This window comes from Microbulbifer pacificus (assembly GCF_033723955.1).
Lineage (GTDB): Bacteria > Pseudomonadota > Gammaproteobacteria > Pseudomonadales > Cellvibrionaceae > Microbulbifer > Microbulbifer pacificus.
The window spans coordinates 3,640,491-3,657,174 of sequence record NZ_CP137555.1 but is presented as its reverse complement, the minus strand read 5'-3'; the positions used below and the strand labels follow the sequence as shown (position 1 = coordinate 3,657,174).

The 16,684-nt window shown below is 52.4% G+C and carries 10 protein-coding genes; 5 read left to right on the top strand and 5 right to left on the bottom strand.

The annotated features are described in order from the left end of the window. Positions 1-10 precede the first annotated feature (10 nt). The 4 genes from R5R33_RS15555 to R5R33_RS15540 form a co-directional block, all read right to left on the bottom strand. Positions 11-2,488 (bottom strand): arylsulfatase, encoded by a 2,478-nt coding sequence (locus tag R5R33_RS15555; protein WP_318953615.1) that lies wholly within the window; start codon positions 2,486-2,488, stop codon positions 11-13. Positions 2,489-2,513: 25 nt separating this feature from the next. Further along, positions 2,514-4,499: a DUF3604 domain-containing protein gene (locus tag R5R33_RS15550; protein WP_318953614.1), complete on the bottom strand. Its 1,986-nt coding sequence runs from the start codon at positions 4,497-4,499 to the stop codon at positions 2,514-2,516. A 41-nt stretch (positions 4,500-4,540) separates the two neighbouring features. Beyond that, positions 4,541-6,538 (bottom strand): DUF3604 domain-containing protein, encoded by a 1,998-nt coding sequence (locus tag R5R33_RS15545; RefSeq protein WP_318953613.1) that lies wholly within the window; start codon positions 6,536-6,538, stop codon positions 4,541-4,543. Positions 6,539-6,674: 136 nt separating this feature from the next. Then, positions 6,675-8,213: an arylsulfatase gene (locus R5R33_RS15540; protein ID WP_318953612.1), complete on the bottom strand. Its 1,539-nt coding sequence runs from the start codon at positions 8,211-8,213 to the stop codon at positions 6,675-6,677. Positions 8,214-8,448: 235 nt separating this feature from the next. Here R5R33_RS15540 and R5R33_RS15535 point away from each other — a divergent pair, with 235 nt between their 5' ends. Then, complete coding sequence (locus R5R33_RS15535; RefSeq protein WP_318953611.1) at positions 8,449-9,567, top strand: cation diffusion facilitator family transporter; 1,119 nt, start codon at positions 8,449-8,451, stop codon at positions 9,565-9,567. A 57-nt stretch (positions 9,568-9,624) separates the two neighbouring features. Here R5R33_RS15535 and R5R33_RS15530 read toward each other — a convergent pair whose 3' ends face one another. Further along, complete coding sequence (locus R5R33_RS15530; protein ID WP_318953610.1) at positions 9,625-9,948, bottom strand: TfoX/Sxy family protein; 324 nt, start codon at positions 9,946-9,948, stop codon at positions 9,625-9,627. Positions 9,949-10,590: 642 nt separating this feature from the next. On the opposite strand from R5R33_RS15530, the gene R5R33_RS15525 reads away from it, so the two are divergent. From R5R33_RS15525 to R5R33_RS15510, 4 genes are all read left to right on the top strand, one after another. Continuing rightward, positions 10,591-11,184, top strand: coding sequence for an RNA polymerase sigma factor (locus R5R33_RS15525; RefSeq protein ID WP_318953609.1), 594 nt, complete (start codon positions 10,591-10,593; stop codon positions 11,182-11,184). Between the two features lie 20 nt (positions 11,185-11,204). Next, positions 11,205-12,197, top strand: coding sequence for a FecR family protein (locus R5R33_RS15520; RefSeq protein ID WP_318953608.1), 993 nt, complete (start codon positions 11,205-11,207; stop codon positions 12,195-12,197). A gap of 72 nt (positions 12,198-12,269) precedes the next feature. After that, a complete protein-coding gene (locus tag R5R33_RS15515) occupies positions 12,270-14,783 on the top strand; it encodes a TonB-dependent receptor plug domain-containing protein (protein ID WP_318953607.1) in 2,514 nt (837 codons plus the stop codon). A 109-nt stretch (positions 14,784-14,892) separates the two neighbouring features. Continuing rightward, positions 14,893-16,602, top strand: a complete 1,710-nt coding sequence (locus R5R33_RS15510) for a BamA/TamA family outer membrane protein (RefSeq protein ID WP_318953606.1) — start codon at positions 14,893-14,895, stop codon at positions 16,600-16,602. The last annotated feature ends 82 nt before the right edge of the window (positions 16,603-16,684 follow it).

Below are 16,684 nucleotides of genomic sequence, written 5' to 3'. Positions count from 1 at the left end.
GTATAAGTGGTTACTTCATTTCAACCACAACTTTCTCAATTTCGCCGGTGAAGGCATTCGGCGGCTGGTATTCATGGGTCACCGGTTGCCCGGTGTCTTCGCCGATACCAAAGGTGTCGATGCCGAAACGGCCGGCGATGGTCTGTTTCATTTCACCGGTAGCGACGGACTCACCATTGACCTTGAGCGTCAGCTTCGCGGGGCCACCGGGCTTTTCGCCCTGGTAATCGAAGTCCACTTCGATAGTGGCGTCACCGGACACCGGCTTGCTGCCTTTGAGCGTGGTGTGCTCCTCGAAGAAGTTGTAATCGAAAACCGGCACGCCCTTGTCGAGATACAGCACAAGCCCCGCGGCCACACCGCCCACCGCCAGAATCACACCCTCGGTCTTGGCGCCGTCGGCTTTCACATTAGCGGTCAGGGTCCAGGAGGCATTTTTCATCGACGGCCCGGCCACTTCCGGAATACGGATGGCGCCGGGATAGTAGGTGTAGGTTTTGGATTTGGTGTTAGCACCAGGTACCGGCGGCTTGGGAATGGCCAGCCGGCCCGCACCGCGGTCATCCATCGGGTAGACGTCGTTTTGCTTCGCCGCCTCGTCGAATTTTTTCTTTAACTCTGCCAGCTTGTCCGGGTTGTCTGCGGCCAGGTCGTTGGCCTCGGAAAAATCCTCGTCAAGGTTGTAGAGTTCCCAGCGGTCTTTCTCCCAGTTGCCCGGTGCCAGGTCCTGCCGCCAGGGCAGTGTATGCTGGGCGTTGGCCTTCCAGCCATCCGCGTACATGGAGCGGTTGCTGAATACTTCGAAGTACTGCTGCGGGCGCCCGGCAAATTCTGGATCGGTGAAACTTGAAAAAAACGACTCCCCAACCAGTGGCTTCTGCTCGATGCCATTGACGGTGTCCGGCATCGGCACATGGGCCGCCTCGAGAATCGTCGGCATTACATCGACCAGATGCAGGAAAGCATCGCGGGGCTGGTCGTCGTGCTTAATTTTTGCCGGCCAGCGGATCACCATCGGGTTGCGGGTGCCGCCCAGGTGCGATGCCACCTGCTTCACCCACTGGAACGGGGTATTGCCGGCCCAGGCCCAACCGACGGGATAGTGCGGCTCGGACTCCGGTCCGCCCAGCTTGTCCAGGTTTTTCAGAATTTCATCGATGCTGGTTGGCAGACCATTCAGGCTCTTGATTTCATTCAGGGTGCCATCGGGGCCGCCCTCGGCCGACGCGCCATTATCGCCGACGATATAGATCACCAGGGTGTTGTCCGCGTCCGGCAATTCGTCCACCGCATCGATCAGGCGCCCGATTTCATGGTCGGTAAACGCGAAATAACCGGCGAAATTTTCAAACAGCGCGTTGTACACCTTCTTTTGTTTGTCATCGAGGGTATCCCACGCTGGGACCCAATCCGGTCGCGGCGTCAGTTCAGTATTGGCGGGCACTACGCCCATGTCCTTCTGGCGCTGGAACACCTCCTCACGGTATTTGTCCCAGCCCATATCGAACTTGCCCTTGAATTTTTCACGCCACTCGGCGGTGACGTGATGGGGCGCATGCATGGCGCCGGGGGCAAAGTACATGAAAAATGGCTTCTCCGGCGCCACGGATTTCGCGAACTTCATGCGTTCAATGGCCCTGTCGGTCATATCCGTCATGAAGTGGTAGCCCTCTTCGGGCGACTTGTCCGGCTCCACCGGCACGGTGTTTTCAAACAGCACCGGATAGTACTGATGGGTCTCACCCGCATTGAAGCCGTAGAAGTAATCGAAGCCGAGCCCCGTGGGCCAGCGGTCAAACGGACCGGAGACCGTTGCCTCCCAGTCCGGCGTGTTGTGGTTCTTGCCGAACCACCAGGTGCTGTAGCCGTTGTCTTTCAGCACCTCCGCCACCGTCGCGGTGTCTTTCGGAATGTAGGAGGAATAGCTGGGGAAGCCGGTGGCCCACTCCATCAGGAAGCCGCTGCCCGCCTGATGGTGATTGCGTCCGGTCAACAGCGCCGCCCGCGATGGCCCGCAGATGGCGGTGGTATGAAAGCGGTTGTAGCGCAGCCCCTGTGCCGCGAGTTCATCCAGATTGGGCGTCGGAATCAAGCCGCCAAAGGTGGAGGTCTGACCGAAACCGACGTCGTCCAGCAGAATGACGATCACATTGGGGGCGCCCTCCGGCGCCGTGGGTACCTGCTGCCAGCTGGACTCCGACTCCTTGTAGGTTTTGCCAATCTTGCCTTCAAATGGCGACAGGTCGTTGGGCAGATGTTTGCGGTCGGGCCAGGAACCACCGTCGGGTTTAACCGCATCTCTCGCCGCAGCGCTTTTGTCCGGATGGGAAATTTGTTCCGCTGTTTCAACTACCTCGACTGCGGGCGGTTCCGTTTTCGAGACTGGTGGCCCAGCCTCCCGGGAGCAACCACTTATCGCCAGGGAAAACACCAGTGCCGATGCCGCGACACCCGTGGCTGTAGCTAGGGACGTCCTTGCCTGCAACATTTCAATCTACCTCTTTAACCCTTGATCACGGCGTGTACCAGATCGGTGAAGACCAGGCCCGCTCGCGAATGGTTTTTTGCAATTCCTTGGGATATGCGACCTTGGCTTTTTTCGCGTCGTACATGCTCCAGCGGCATACCGGGTTTTCCAGTACGCGGGCGTAGTAAAACGCGTGTTCCTCCGGGTCAAAGTCCGGGTCCGTCCAGGTCGCCGCCAGTTGTGCGTCACCCTTGTCGGTACTGATGGAACAGTCTTCCAGATTGACGGTGGCGCCGTTGTCCGGGCACTGATGGGTTTTCGCATCCGGTGTGGCGCCATCGGAACAGGCGACGTCGTAGGTCATTTCTTCCAGCTTGTCATCGGCGGTGCGCCAGCCCTTGATGATCTGCAGGCGCGCCAGCGGGGCACTGTTGGGGTCGCGCTGCGCCCACACCATCAGGGTCGGCGCCTTGCCGTCCGGCGCCTCGCCCAGGTCGCCGCCCTGGGGCACGCCGGTCTGGTAGCCCACCTCTACCCAGTTGTTTTTTGTGGCCAGGTCAGCGGGAAAGTCGTAGCCAGCGAACAGGCGGATTTTGGTACGGGTGCCACTGGTACCGAAGGTTTCCTTGCGATGCAGCGCATCCCAGATGCCCTCGCGGGTATTGCTCTCTGCCCAGACTCCCGCGATACCGCCGGGGTTGTAGAGTTTGGTGGGGTCGTCCTCAGCCTTGAGCCCCATGGCGAGGGCGGTGGGGTTGGGTTTCAGGCCCAGGCGCACTTCGGGGGTGCCATCGTTATTCGCGTAGTGGCCTTCGAAGTCGCTCTCGGTGGTATCACTGGGGGTACCGTTGTGGTTGTCGGTGGAGCCGATAATCCCCTGCTTAAACGGGTTTACACCCAGGTTTTCCTGGTGGCGCAGGCCAAACTTCAGGCCATTGCGCACCAGTCCATATTCATTGGTACAGCCGACCGTGTTGTCGCCGGTACACTTCTGGAACACCATTTCAAAGTTGCAGGACTCATCCGAAGTCATGATGCCGTCCTGGCACTCTGAATTGCCCTTGACCTGCATGACCTCCACCAGGCGGTCCATGCGCTCGCGCAGTTCGACCATATCCTGGGTCCACTCACTGCCATCGGAGTTCTTGCCCCAATAGAGACGCCCCCAGTAGAAATTGGGATTGTGGGGAATGGTCAGCACCTGGCAATCGCCGGTGCAGGTGGTCTCGAGCCAGCGCAACAGGTCTTCCGGTTTGCCTTCAAACGCGGAGAACACCGTCTGCGGCACCTTGTCACTGCGGAAAATCACATTGCGGTGCATCATGCCGCCGCCGCCTTCCGGGGCACCGGCGGAATATTCAAATGCCACCAGGGAAGTGAATTTCCCGGGCTCGTAATTTTCTGCGGCCGCCTGCTGGATGCGACTCCAGGGGCCGGACACGGCATCCACACAGGTTTTGCCGTCCTCACCGCAGATTTCCACCAGGCGCTTCGCCGGCACCTTGGAAACACCGGCAAACACTTCCTGGAAATACTTGATCTCGTTGGCACGCATCCCCTTACAAGTTTCTGTGTTATAGCCCTTCATATCCGGGTTGGTGCAGATCTCGTACTCGCCCAAGGCCTCCGCGTGATCGGTAATCGCAACGAAGTCCAATGGCGCAACGATTTTTTTCTCCACACCGGTGGGCAACTTCACCGTCTCGCCCTTGGCAAACCGGTACGCACTGAAAGGGTCATTCAGTGCGTTGCCGAAGATATAGGCATCCAGTGAATAGGCGGTGTGGATATGCAGTTCACCGAAGTAGGCATCACGCAGTGGGTTTTTGGGGATATCACTGTCGTTATCCGCGCTTGACGTTGTGGCGCCGGCCTCGCTGGTAGCGTTCGCCTTCTCAGTGACTTCCGGCTCTTCCACCTCAGCGGTGGCATCCAGTCCCAGAGGCTCATCGGATTCCACCTTCTTGGGCTCATTTTTGCCGCTGCAAGCAGCTAGCAACACCGCCATCAGCAAACAGCTCAGGTATCGCATGGGAAATTCCTCGGTCGGCGATTTTTAATGAATAAACGAATTCACGGGGTGTACCAGATGGGACTGGAGAAAGCGCGCTCCTGCTGAACCATCGGCACTTTCTTGTCCATATCGATCTTGTTTCTCACCTTGTCGTAAAGCGTCCAGCGCGGCGTCGGAATTTGCAGCACGCGTACGTAGTACACCGCCTTGTGCGCCGGGTTGAATTCCTTGTCTTCGAAATAGCCATACAGCTGCGCATCGCCAATGTCTTCGCTGTAGGTGGCATTTTTGAGATTCACGGTGTTGCCCACATGCGGGATATGCCCCTGCCCATCCATCTTGCGGTTGCCGGACCATTTGACGTTGTATACCTTTTCGTGGGTATCACCATTGCCATCCACCCAGCCCTTGATGATCTGCACCCGATCCAGGTTGGCCCCTTCCGGGTCTTTCATCGCGGCAACCAGAAACTTGATGTGCTTGCCGCCTGTTTTCCCTTTAAGTTTGCCGCCCATGGGGACGCCTTTTGCGTATCCCGCCGCAGCCAGGTCCCCTTCTGCATCGGCCTTCTCAAAATCAAAGCTGCCAAAGAAACGCACCGTCATGCGCGGGCCGGTGGTGGCAAAGGTTTCCTTGCGCATCATCGCGTCCCAGATGGCTTCGCGGGTATTTTCTGTGGCCCACACCCCGGTGATACCGGAGGCCGCCTGCTCCCACCCCACATAAGCGTCGGTAGGACCGGTGAGCAGTGGATAGTCCCAACGGGTCTTGTTGCTGGGTTCAAGGGTTTTGAATTTTCCGAAGAAATTGTCGTCGTCCGCGGTGGACAGTCCGGTATGCGTATCGGTACCGGCATTGGCACCGTACTGGAATGGGTTGACGCCCAGCTGGTCTTCGAGGCGCATCCCCGCCTTCAGTGCCGGGCGCCAGTACTCGTAGGGGAAGGAGCCCGGCGGTTTCGGCTTCAAGATCAGGTTACCCCGGTCCCACAGATCCCAATCTGCGAATTCGTCTTCCGGTGACAGGCTCGGGTGGGACTCGCTCTGCCCCTTGATCTGGGTGAGTTCGTACAGGGGCTCGTAACGGGCACGCATTTCGGCCCACTCCTTGGTCATCGGTGAACCGTCGAAACGCTTCTCCTCGAACATGCGCCCGTTGGACATATTGCCGTTGTGCGGAATCGCCAGTACCCGGCCACCGGTCTTGTCCTCGTACGCCTTCATCCAGGCCCAGAGCTTTTCCGGGTCCTGAGTCTGGAAGGTGGTGAGGGGCAACAGGCTGCGGATCTTACTGCCATCGTCACGGAAGATGACATTGCGGTGCAGGTTGTCGCCGCCGTCGGCGTTCACCGTCCATTCGTAGGCGATGAAGGTGGAGAAATCACCAGGCTTGTAGAACTTGTCCGCCGCATCCACGGTTTTTTCCCACGCGGATTTCATCCACTTGGGATCCATTACGATCTTGGGCAGTTTGCCCTGGGACTGCATGACGATCAGTTCGCTTTTGGCGGCAGAGGCAGCCTTCTCGTCTCCCGACGTCAGCGCGTCGTGCCAGCGTTTGAGCGTCTCGTCTGCCATCATCTCCGGATTGGCGGCGATAATCTCATTGATTACGCCCATACCGTCGGAGTGGTCAGTGATCATGAACCAGTCGTAAGGCCGGCTGAGCTTGGCCTTGAGCCCGGTGTTGGATTTCACCTCTTCACCCAGTGCAAAGCGGTAGGCATCCTCCGGTGTGAGGATAGCCCCGTCCATGCCCGCATCCGCGGACCAGCCGGTGTGCACATGGGTATCGCCGAAATAGGCTCGGGCGGGATGGGCGGGAGGGGTAACGAGGGCGGTATCGGCGCCAAACTCCTCGCCGATGATTTGCTCATTCTGCGCGGTGCTTTCCGCAACGGGCTTATCCCCCTGCTCTACCTGGGGCTTGCCTTCGGCCCTGGTGACCTCCTGCTCTATCTCGACTTCCGCCGCGACTTTGCTTTCCTTTTCTCCATCGCAGGCCGACAGCGCAATTACCGCTGCGAGAACCGAAAAAGCGAACCCTTGCCTATTCATGTCTTCCTTCCCTGGTGACCATGTATTGAAACGGCTCTGCCCCGACTTTCAGCGTCTCTACCTTTGCGGAGTGACGATGAAAAGTAACGGGGCAGTAACTACACATCCTGTATGCAGCCCGGCGTGTATTGGCAAACTACTGCGCGGCGAGTGAATTGATCAATTTGCTCACTTCGTCCACCTGCACGGACATACTCTTTTGAACCGGTGGAAACTCCTTAAAGGTTTGGATGAATTGCTGAATCTGCCCCGCTGCCGGCCCGAGAGTCCAACTGCGGTTTTCCGCCCATTCATCGTATCCGCGTGCATCAATAAAGCGCTCAAACGGATCCAGCTTCAGATTAATGATATAGGGGGTCGTCAGTGGAATCTGGGCGGCACGGAACCACTCTTCCTGATCGATAAACAGAAATTTCCAGTCGCCATAACGCATACCATGGAAGGTAGTCTCGGTGAAGTAGTAGAACTCTTTGCGTTTTGTCTTGCCCTGATTCAGAACCAGATCACTCTGGTCATAGCCATCCAGGTGTACCTTGAAATTCCTGCTACCAATCTTGGTACCCGCGAGCAGATTCTCTTTAATGTCTGTTACCCCGACCAGAGACATGATGGTGGGGATCCAGTCCTCCATCGTCATAAACTCCCCGGTGGAAGAGCCTGCCGGGATATGGCCTTTCCATTTGACCATCATGGGTACACGGAACCCGCCTTCCCAGCCGCCAACGCCCTTCTCCCCATGGAACGGCTGGTTGCCGCCATCCGGCCAGGAATTGGATGCTGCACCGTTATCGGTGGAGAACATAACCAGCGTATTGTCCGCGACGCCGAGCTGATCCAGCAGATTCAGTAACTCACCGACGATATCATCCAGTTCCGCCATACCGTCGGCATAGATGCCATAGCCGGTTTTTCCCGCATATTTTTTATTTAAATTGGTGCGGTAGTGCATCCGCGTGGTGTTATGCCAAACGAAAAACGGCTTTCCCGACTTGACCGACTCGGTAATAAAGCGCTTGGATTGCTCCAGCACTTCCCAGTCGAGGTTTCGCTGACGTTCCTTACCCCAGGCACCCATATCTTCGATTTGTTGCTTGCCATCGGCGAGTGCTTTGGAGTGAATCACCCCGCGCATTTTCAGGCCGAATTTTTTCTGAATGGCCGGATCCTGGGGGTAGTCGTACTGTTCCGGATATTCCCCGGCATTCAGGTGGTAGAGAATGCCGAAGAACTCGTCAAAGCCGTGATTGGTAGGTAGGTGTTCATCGCGGTCACCCAAGTGATTCTTGCCGAACTGGCCGGTAACATAGCCTTGGGCTTTAAGCATTTCCGCCAAGGTCGGCGTTACTTCCTTGATTCCTTGTTCCGCACCAGGTAATCCCACGGTGCTTAACCCGGTACGCATCGGATATTGCCCGGTAATAAAGGCCGCCCTACCGGCGGTACAGGACGCCTGGGCATAGTGGTCCATGAAAATCATGCCGTCTTTGGCAATACGGTCAATGTTGGGCGTCGATCCACCCATCATGCCGCGGTGATAGGCACTGACGTTCCACATGCCAATGTCATCCCCCCATATGATGAGGATGTTTGGCTTGTCCGCCGCATTGGCGAATGACGCGGAAAACAGCAGTGCTATCCATAAAAAAACGCGACATATTTGGGACATCAGATACATCTACCGCTGGAAAAAAAGTAAACAATGACAGGCACGAACACCAAGCCTCGAAAAGTATAGGCATGCAGTAACGGATGCAGACCGGTATGGCGCAGTAGGATTTATTTATTCAAGGGGCTGGAAACAGACTTCGTTTTCTATACTCTTCTGTCCCCGCGCAACACTCATCCGGGATGACGCAAAAATGTTCAAATCGGAATTACGACTTAGCTGTTTCCAGTAATTGGGGGAAACCATGGCCCAAGGCTCAAAGAAAGCCGTTGTTTATGCAATCTGTGTCAATGCCATCATTACGGTGTTAAAAGGTATCGCGGCACTGGTGACCCACTCCGCCGCGATGATGAACGAAGCAGTACACAGCTTAATGGATACCCTCAATCAGGTATTCCTGCTCATCGGCCTCAAACGCGGCGGGCTCCCGGCAGACCGGGAGTACGCCTTCGGCCATGGCCAGAAGAAATACCTGTGGAACCTGTGGAGCGCCATTGGCCTGTTCTCCATCGGTTGTGGCCTCGGCCTCGCCCACGCCTGGCACGCATGGCATAACCTGTCACATACCCTCCCCCCCGAATCTGTATCCTTCCTGGGGCTGGAAATAGCGCCGGTTTGGATATCCGCGGTGGTGTTGCTGATCGCCTTTGTGCTGGAAGGCTACGTATTACTGGTGGCGGGCAAGGAGTTCCTGACACGCATGCGCGCAGCGGGCCGGCGCAACCCCTTTGCGTATCTGATGAAGGCGGACGATCCGACGCTGCTTGCGGTGCTACTGGAGGACTCCATCGCTGTCACCGGCGTGATTCTGGCGGCTACCGGTATCGGCATGACCTATTCCACCGGCAATCCCCAGTGGGATATCGGCTTCTCGGTGTTGATTGCGCTGATGCTGGGGCTCACCGCCATCTTCCTCGGCAAGATCAATATGCGCTATCTCACCAGTGTGCGCGACCAGAGCGCTGAGCGCGCATTTCACGACATCATCAAGAATCACCGGGAAATCGAGCGCTATCATGACCTGCGTTCGGTCATCGTGGACGACACCCACACCGTGGTGGTGGCGGAAATCGAATTGCGTGAAGAGGTATTAATGCGCAACTTGCAGCAACGTATTGCCAAGCACGAGCGCGAACTGCTGGAGCGAGTTCCGGAGCAACGCCGCACAGAATCGGTACTGGAGTATGCGGAAACCAGGGCCACCGTTCAGGCCACACTGGAAGCGACGGAAGAGTTGATTGATGAACTGGAAGCAGAGTTAAAGCAACGATGCCCGCAGGTATTCCACCTCACCATTGAAATTGACGGCCTCACCCCATCCTCAAAACTGGATGATCCGGGCCAATTCGAAACTGGCCTTTAAGCTAAGTGGCTGGAAAGTGCCTGGCGCCGGGTTTTCCGGCGCATTTTCTGGTAAAGCTCATTTGGGTGGCAAATTGCCCGCAAATTCGACACCTCGGTTTACCCAGCCATCAAGGTCGGCCGCAATGGCATCCTCTTCTACATACACCATACCTTTAAGTGGCCGGCCGGTGTAATCCATCGGGCGGGTATAACGCTCACTGAGCGCCTCGTCATAGTTTTCCGGCCCCACTCTCACCATCAGTTCCTGGCCCACCACACCACAGGCCATGTTGCCATTGAGCATAAATGCGAGACCACCAAACATCTGCTTTTCGGTGAGCCCCTCATTTTCGTGCAGCAGATCGCGAACTCTTTCAACGAGATCTTCGCTGTAACTCATAGCGTTCTCCTTTTACATTCATCCCTGGATATCAAATTCGTCGCAATATTCTCCCGCCAACCAAAAGGTGCAGAGGAAGACACTAATCGCTAATTGCCATCCTGTCTGCAACCGTGTTGTAAGCGGGCAATTCCCCTAAGGGACACATATTCTTTATGGAAACGACTGCATCGGATGTATTTCGCAACAAAATAAGGAGGCAGTGCCTGAAGACTTGCACCGAGCGGTGGGATTTTCTGACTGATGTACTCAGCCGGTAATTTCGGAATGGCTGCCATACGTAAAAAATTATTGCGATTATTGATAAGAGTGTAGCAAAGAGTATAAAAAGCACCCAATCCAGAACAAATTATTACCGCTCCAGGTGTCGCTCGGGGGTATTTTCATGCCACGTACGCTACTTGAACGGAAGGTATCTTTTGGGCGAAAGCGGTGCTAAAAAGATCAACTCGACATGTCCCAACACTAACACCTGACTGAATCGGGCAGTTTGCATAGCCCCAAATTGATCAATAAACAGCCAAAAAAGACCTGATTACCGCCGTGACAGGTGATCAGCAGTAAATATTTGCCCGTCCGCGATTGATTTTGCCCTTCAGCGCACTCTCATGACAAAAGCAAGTAAGCCCTATAGGTATTGTCGTGCCAGAACATAAAGAAGACCTCGCCCTGGTCACCAGCTTACTTAGCGGTAGTGAACCAGCATTCACACGCTTTTATGACACCTATTTCCCCAGGATATTTCGTTTCTGCCGGCTCCGGATCGGCGATGAAGAAACGTGCAAAGACATCGTCCAGCAAGTGTTGGTGAACGCCATGCATGGACTGTCACGATATCGCGGCGAAGCGTCATTGTTCACATGGCTGTGCCAGATTGCGCGCAATGAAATATCACACTGGTATAAGAAACTTGGACACAAGCAAGAATTGACCAGCAGCATCGATGAAAATACCAATCTGCGTACCGCCATCGAGAGTATGCCGGCTGGCATCGGTGGTGAATTTCAGTCCCTGCATGACGACGATCTCAGGACTCTGGTCCAGACCTCTCTGGATTTATTGCCAAACAGTTACGGTGCCGCACTTGAACTGAAATATATCGAGGGCTTAAGCGTATCTGAAATTGCTCACCGACTTGATATTGGTGAAATTGCCGTGCAGTCATTACTCGCCAGGGCAAGAAAGGCATTCAAAACCGCGTTCTCAGATCTTGAACGAGAATTCAGGACCGTTTGAGCACAGGTCACTATATAGAGATGAAAATGATGCACAGCGAAGATTCCCTGGAAAGTCTTTTGAGAAAGGCGGGAAAACGCCCCTCACCAGAATCGGATGTATCAAACGACATAATGGCGGCCACAAAACAGGCATGGTACGACGCAGTCGCCAACCACAGGCGTGCTCGCATTCGGCGTTTTGTCACAACATCAGCAATCGCAGCATCTTTGTTGGTTGCGATCGTAATTGCTTTCCTGCCCACAATGGAAGGAAGTGATATTCAGCCCATGGGCCATATCGCCAGCATTTCAGGTTCAATGCACATAAACGGAAAACATTCCGGACAAAAAGTACTTTCCGTGGGCGACTATTTGGCCACGGACGGTGCGAGCCGCATGTCATTGGTTTTGAATAATGGCGTTTCCCTTATCATTGATGAATTCACCGAATTGGAATTCACTTCAGAACGCGTTATCTCGCTAAATAGCGGACGCCTATACTTCGATTCCGGAAATAGCAACTCCAACATGATTATAAAGACCGCAATAGGAAATATTGAAGATATAGGAACACAGTACGAAGTCCATGTGAGAAATGAATCTTTAAAAGTAGCGATGCGCGAAGGAGAGACATTGGTATCGCTAGCTGATGGCGTAAAGCACACAACTATTGCGGGAGACGGCTCCGGTGATGTAATCGTGATTGATCGCGATGGATCTGTAGAACGTACAACGATTTCTTCAAGTGATCCATATTGGGGTTGGGTACTGGACGCTTCGGAAGATATCGCACTTGAAGGAAAAAATTTGAGCGAAATACTGCTCTTGGCCGGCAGGCTAACCGGACGAAAGGTTATTTTTAACACACCTGAAGTCCAACGGATAGCGGAAACCACCCGTTTGTCCGGCGGAACACTTGACCCTGAACTCATTGAAACAACACTGCCATTGATAATGGAAACCACTACACTTTCTATCACCTTGAAACAAGACCGCATTGAGATAGAATCAAATAACAATTCGAACCTATAGCCATAATCTAAAATGCGTTTACCGTCCGCAGTTTTCCTGGGAGCTTGTATAGCAAGCTGTTCGCTATCGACGATGGCAAATCCCCAGGATTTGGAGAACGATAAATTATCAGATAAAACGCTGGTGCGACTTCTACACAGGTTTCAGGAATCCGGTTATAAAATAATTTTTAGCGATAATCTCGTTCCAGATTCATTGTTGGTGCTCTCCAACCCCGAGCCGGGTGAACCCATTGCCAGGCTCAGAAAAGCACTGCTACCTCACAACCTGACGCTCAAACACCAGGACAATATTGACACCTGGTACGTAGTCGCAGGAAAGACAAACTTCAGAAGTATCAAGGTTATTACCCGAGATATTGAGACCAATGCTCCGATTAAAGGCGTCGAAGTTAACGCTACCTATCTAAAAGAATCAGTACAAAGCGACCTTTACTTCAGCGGCAACAGTGGCAGCAAGTCAGATAAAGATGGCGCAATACAAGTAACACTGAATATAGAAGATATATTGTGCTTGCAGTTTCATCATCAGGATTATAGAGACCGCTGCTTACCCGCCGCCGAACCTTCCGGCGAGGTTTATGTAAACCTGAAAAAACGTAATGCCAGTATTGAAGAAGTCGTGGTGACGAGTAATTTTCATTTTGAAAACTCAACACGATCGAATTCGCCCCAGACATTTGAGTCGCCAGAGCTACACGCAGCGCCAACTTTAGGTGGGGACTCCCTGCAAGTGATACATTCCGTACCGGGCGTGGCCAGCCAGGGATTCTCTGCGAAGCCTAATATTCGTGGCGGCGCTGATGATGAAATGCTCGTCCTGTTTGACGACATTGAACTGATCGATCCTTTTCATCTGAAAGATTATCAAAGTCTGTTATCGGGAATCAGCCCGGAAATTGTCGATAGCTTGTCAATCTACACGGGAGGCTATCCGGCCAGGTTCGGGGGGAAAATGAGCGGCGTAATGGACATTCGCTCACCTGAAGAAATCGACGAATTTCGCCATAGTGTCAGCGTCAACCCGTTTTCCACCACCGTGCAGTGGCAAGGAAATGTACCCCAAAATGAAACTCACTGGAATATCGTTGCACGGCAGGGAATATTGGATGAGTCCCTAGAGCAGGTAAATGAAGAAATCGGGACGCCACAATTTTCGGATATTTATGCAAGTGCCCGCTGGAAAATTTCGCCAGAAATTGATGCAGAAGCGGCCTATCTATCTATGCGGGATGACATCGAACTTCTGGGTTTGCATGGGGATGAAGGCGAATCCATGCACTCCATATACGACAGTAAATACGGATGGATAAAAACGTCTATCCAACACACACCGAACTTTTCAAGTAAACACATTTTAACCATTGGCGACATTTACAACAGGCGAAATGGATACATCAATGAGCCCGATGTGTTCAGCAAAAGTATTGGCAGCCTGTCCGACCGTAGAAGATTCAAAATCGCTCGCTTCGAAAACCATGTAAATTACGAAATTTCCGAAGAGCAGGTATTAAACGGTGGCCTTCGCCTGGAGCATCTCAAAGGATATTATGATTACGGATTATCGGTTGAACGGGGCCTGCTGTCCGCCCTCTTGGGGTCAGCGCAAAAAATCGATAGCCATGTTGAAGCAAGCCCGGAAGGTACTGCCGGATCCGCATACTTTACCTATCGGTATCTGCCATCTGAAAGCTGGAGTTTCGAGGGTGGACTTCGCTTCGACGCGCAGAACTACTATTCAGACTATCAAAAACAAGTGAGCCCAAGAACGGCTGTCAAAGTACGCCTTACCGATTCAATTCAAGCAAAAATGAATATCGGTCGCTTCTACCAGGCACCAGGTATCACTGATCTTGATGTTGAAAGTGGCGAGCCAACTTTTTTTGAACCGCAAAGATCCGACCATTTCATCTTAGGTGCCGCGTTTGAAGGTCCAAAAGACTTGACGATCACGATCGAAGCCTACCGAAAGGATGTAAATTCTCCAAGACCGAGATATGAGAACGCGTTCCAGCCATATGGATACCTTCCAGAATTGGCAGCAGATCGGATATTGATCAAACCCGCTAGATCCGAAATCCTGGGGCATGAGACACTGATCGAATATACGCCTTCGAACAACTTTCGAGCTTGGTTAAGTTACTCGAGAAGCCATGCAAGAGACTTACTTGAAAGCAATAACACCATACCCCGACGCTGGAACCAAAATAACGCCTTCCAAGGTGGGTTAACATGGATCAACGACAATTGGACATTTAGTGGCAGAGGTCACTGGCACAGTGGCTGGAAAACAACAGCAGTGCCTGATCAGATCACTACCCTCGAAGAATCGGAACCTTTTCAAATCTATAACACCAATCTGCCAGCTTATTTTTCATTTGACATGAAAATTTCCTATCTTTGGGAGAAGCCGATAGGTGAGCTGGAAGCCTACCTGGAAGTCACCAACTTGACCAACCGGGCCAATATCGGAGCATACGAGCTGCGCTCAACGCCAAGTTCCGACAACAATAGTTTTGAAATTTCCGCTTTGGAAAAGCCACTTTTACCCATAATCCCATCTCTTGGATTTACACTTCGATTCTAATTTTAAAATTTTTTAAAAAGGCGCGATTGATTCTCCCACCAAGAAAGCTCTAACGGTGAAAGATGCAAAAACCCCTTGCATCCTCCAGTAATCGTGAAGAGCTTTTTACATGGAACACAAAGACTTGAAGTCATTTCGCGCACCATCGCCGCTTAAAATGGGGAAAATAAGGGCAAGGGGCGCAACCATTTATTCAAACGCTATTCTGGTAGCGGCACTGTCCGGCCTTATCCCTTACTCTGCATTAGCCGCCAACGAACTGGAAGGCGCTGAAATCAAAAGCATAAAAATCGTCAATAACAATATTTTTGATGAAAATTCCGACGACTACACAAGCCTGCTCTCGAAGGGAGTAAATCTACTTCATATCAAGACCCAGAAAGAGATCATCGAGAAACAACTTCTATTTAAAGTTGGAGATCAATTTTCCGAACAGAAAGCAGAGGAAACCGAGCGTATTTTGCGCAGAAATAAATATATATGCGACGCAAAAATATACGCGACGAAGGTTCCTCAAGGCGTTGAAATCCAGGTAATCACCTCAGATACATGGTCAACGAAACCGGCCCTTTCGTTCGGTCACACAGGCGGGGCATCGAAAAATGAAGCGGGAATCGAAGAAGACAACCTGCTTGGCCTTGGCCTCAGCCTATCCATCTCCTATAAACAGGATGCGGATAGAAGCGCGACTAATTTTCGCTTGGCGGATAATTATGTTTTTAACTCTAACCATAAAATTGAGTTACAGCGTTCAAATCTTAGCGATGGGACATTTAATTCACTGCTGATAGAAAAACCATTCATATCTCTGGATTCACGATCCAGCTATCGCTTGAATGTAAATGAATACAGCCGCATGGAATCCCGCTATCACCTCGGGGAAAAATATGTCTCTTTCGACAGGACGGATGAGGAACTGGAGTTGAATTGGGGTTGGTCCGACGGTATATCCGATGACGGTGTCTGGCGACATAGCGTTGGCCTCCAGTCTCGAAAAGCCAGAGCAACACTTTCTTCTGTGCAACCGGACCTGACCGATACCGCCATAACAAGCTATGTCGACAGCCTGCAGCCTGAATATGAAAAACGGGAAATATACCCATACTACGCAGTAAATTTTCTCGAAAACAAATATGACAAGACCATAAATTTCGACAAAATTGGCAGAACGGAAGATCGCTACCTGGGAACTGAACTGGGGTTTCAAATTGGAGCTGGAGGTTCAGCGCTCGGATCCAGCGAGAACTTCATGCGAATAAGTGGCTTCGCTAACCGAAATGACGCAATATCCAGGAAAATATTTCTGAGATCCGGATTCTTGCTAGATGGATATTACAGTATTGAAACGGGATCCTTCACTGATTCGACATTCAAGTACTATTCCACACTCGACATCTACCAGACAAACTCATTCAGGTTTCACTCGAGTTTTACTGGGTTAGAGGCATACAACTGGAACTACTACTCTCAACTGCTTGTAGATGAAGACAATGGACTTAGAGGCTACCCAAGAAATTTCCTAAGTGGCGATCGGATCCATAACCTGTCATTTGAGGAACGCTACTATTCAAATTTAACGCTATTTGGCATGTTTAATTTTGGCGCGGCAGTATTTATGGATGTTTCCCGTGTATCCGGCGGCACAGAATTTGAGCAACAGGAAAATGGGATTTACCGATCTCTGGGTGTTGGCTTGCGGATATCGAACAATCGATCCTCAAGTGGCGAAGTCATACATCTAGATCTGGCGACACCTTTGGATGCGGCCCCTGACAACAATAATTATCAATTTTCCATATCCGCACAAAGTAAATTTTAGGAATTCTTCACACTAGCGACCAAGGAGCGCCATGTGCTTAGCATCCCAAGCTAGTCAGCTATAACGAAACAATTTCTTTCTC

Coding starts and splice junctions, on each gene's coding strand:
- R5R33_RS15520 (WP_318953608.1), top strand. CDS start 11,205: ATGAAAATGATGCACAGCGAAGATTCCCTGGAAAGTCTTTTGAGAAAG.
- R5R33_RS15515 (WP_318953607.1), top strand. CDS start 12,270: ATGGCAAATCCCCAGGATTTGGAGAACGATAAATTATCAGATAAAACG.
- R5R33_RS15530 (WP_318953610.1), bottom strand. CDS start 9,948: ATGAGTTACAGCGAAGATCTCGTTGAAAGAGTTCGCGATCTGCTGCAC.
- R5R33_RS15545 (WP_318953613.1), bottom strand. CDS start 6,538: ATGAATAGGCAAGGGTTCGCTTTTTCGGTTCTCGCAGCGGTAATTGCG.
- R5R33_RS15555 (WP_318953615.1), bottom strand. CDS start 2,488: ATGTTGCAGGCAAGGACGTCCCTAGCTACAGCCACGGGTGTCGCGGCA.
- R5R33_RS15550 (WP_318953614.1), bottom strand. CDS start 4,499: ATGCGATACCTGAGCTGTTTGCTGATGGCGGTGTTGCTAGCTGCTTGC.
- R5R33_RS15540 (WP_318953612.1), bottom strand. CDS start 8,213: ATGTATCTGATGTCCCAAATATGTCGCGTTTTTTTATGGATAGCACTG.
- R5R33_RS15510 (WP_318953606.1), top strand. CDS start 14,893: ATGGAACACAAAGACTTGAAGTCATTTCGCGCACCATCGCCGCTTAAA.
- R5R33_RS15535 (WP_318953611.1), top strand. CDS start 8,449: ATGGCCCAAGGCTCAAAGAAAGCCGTTGTTTATGCAATCTGTGTCAAT.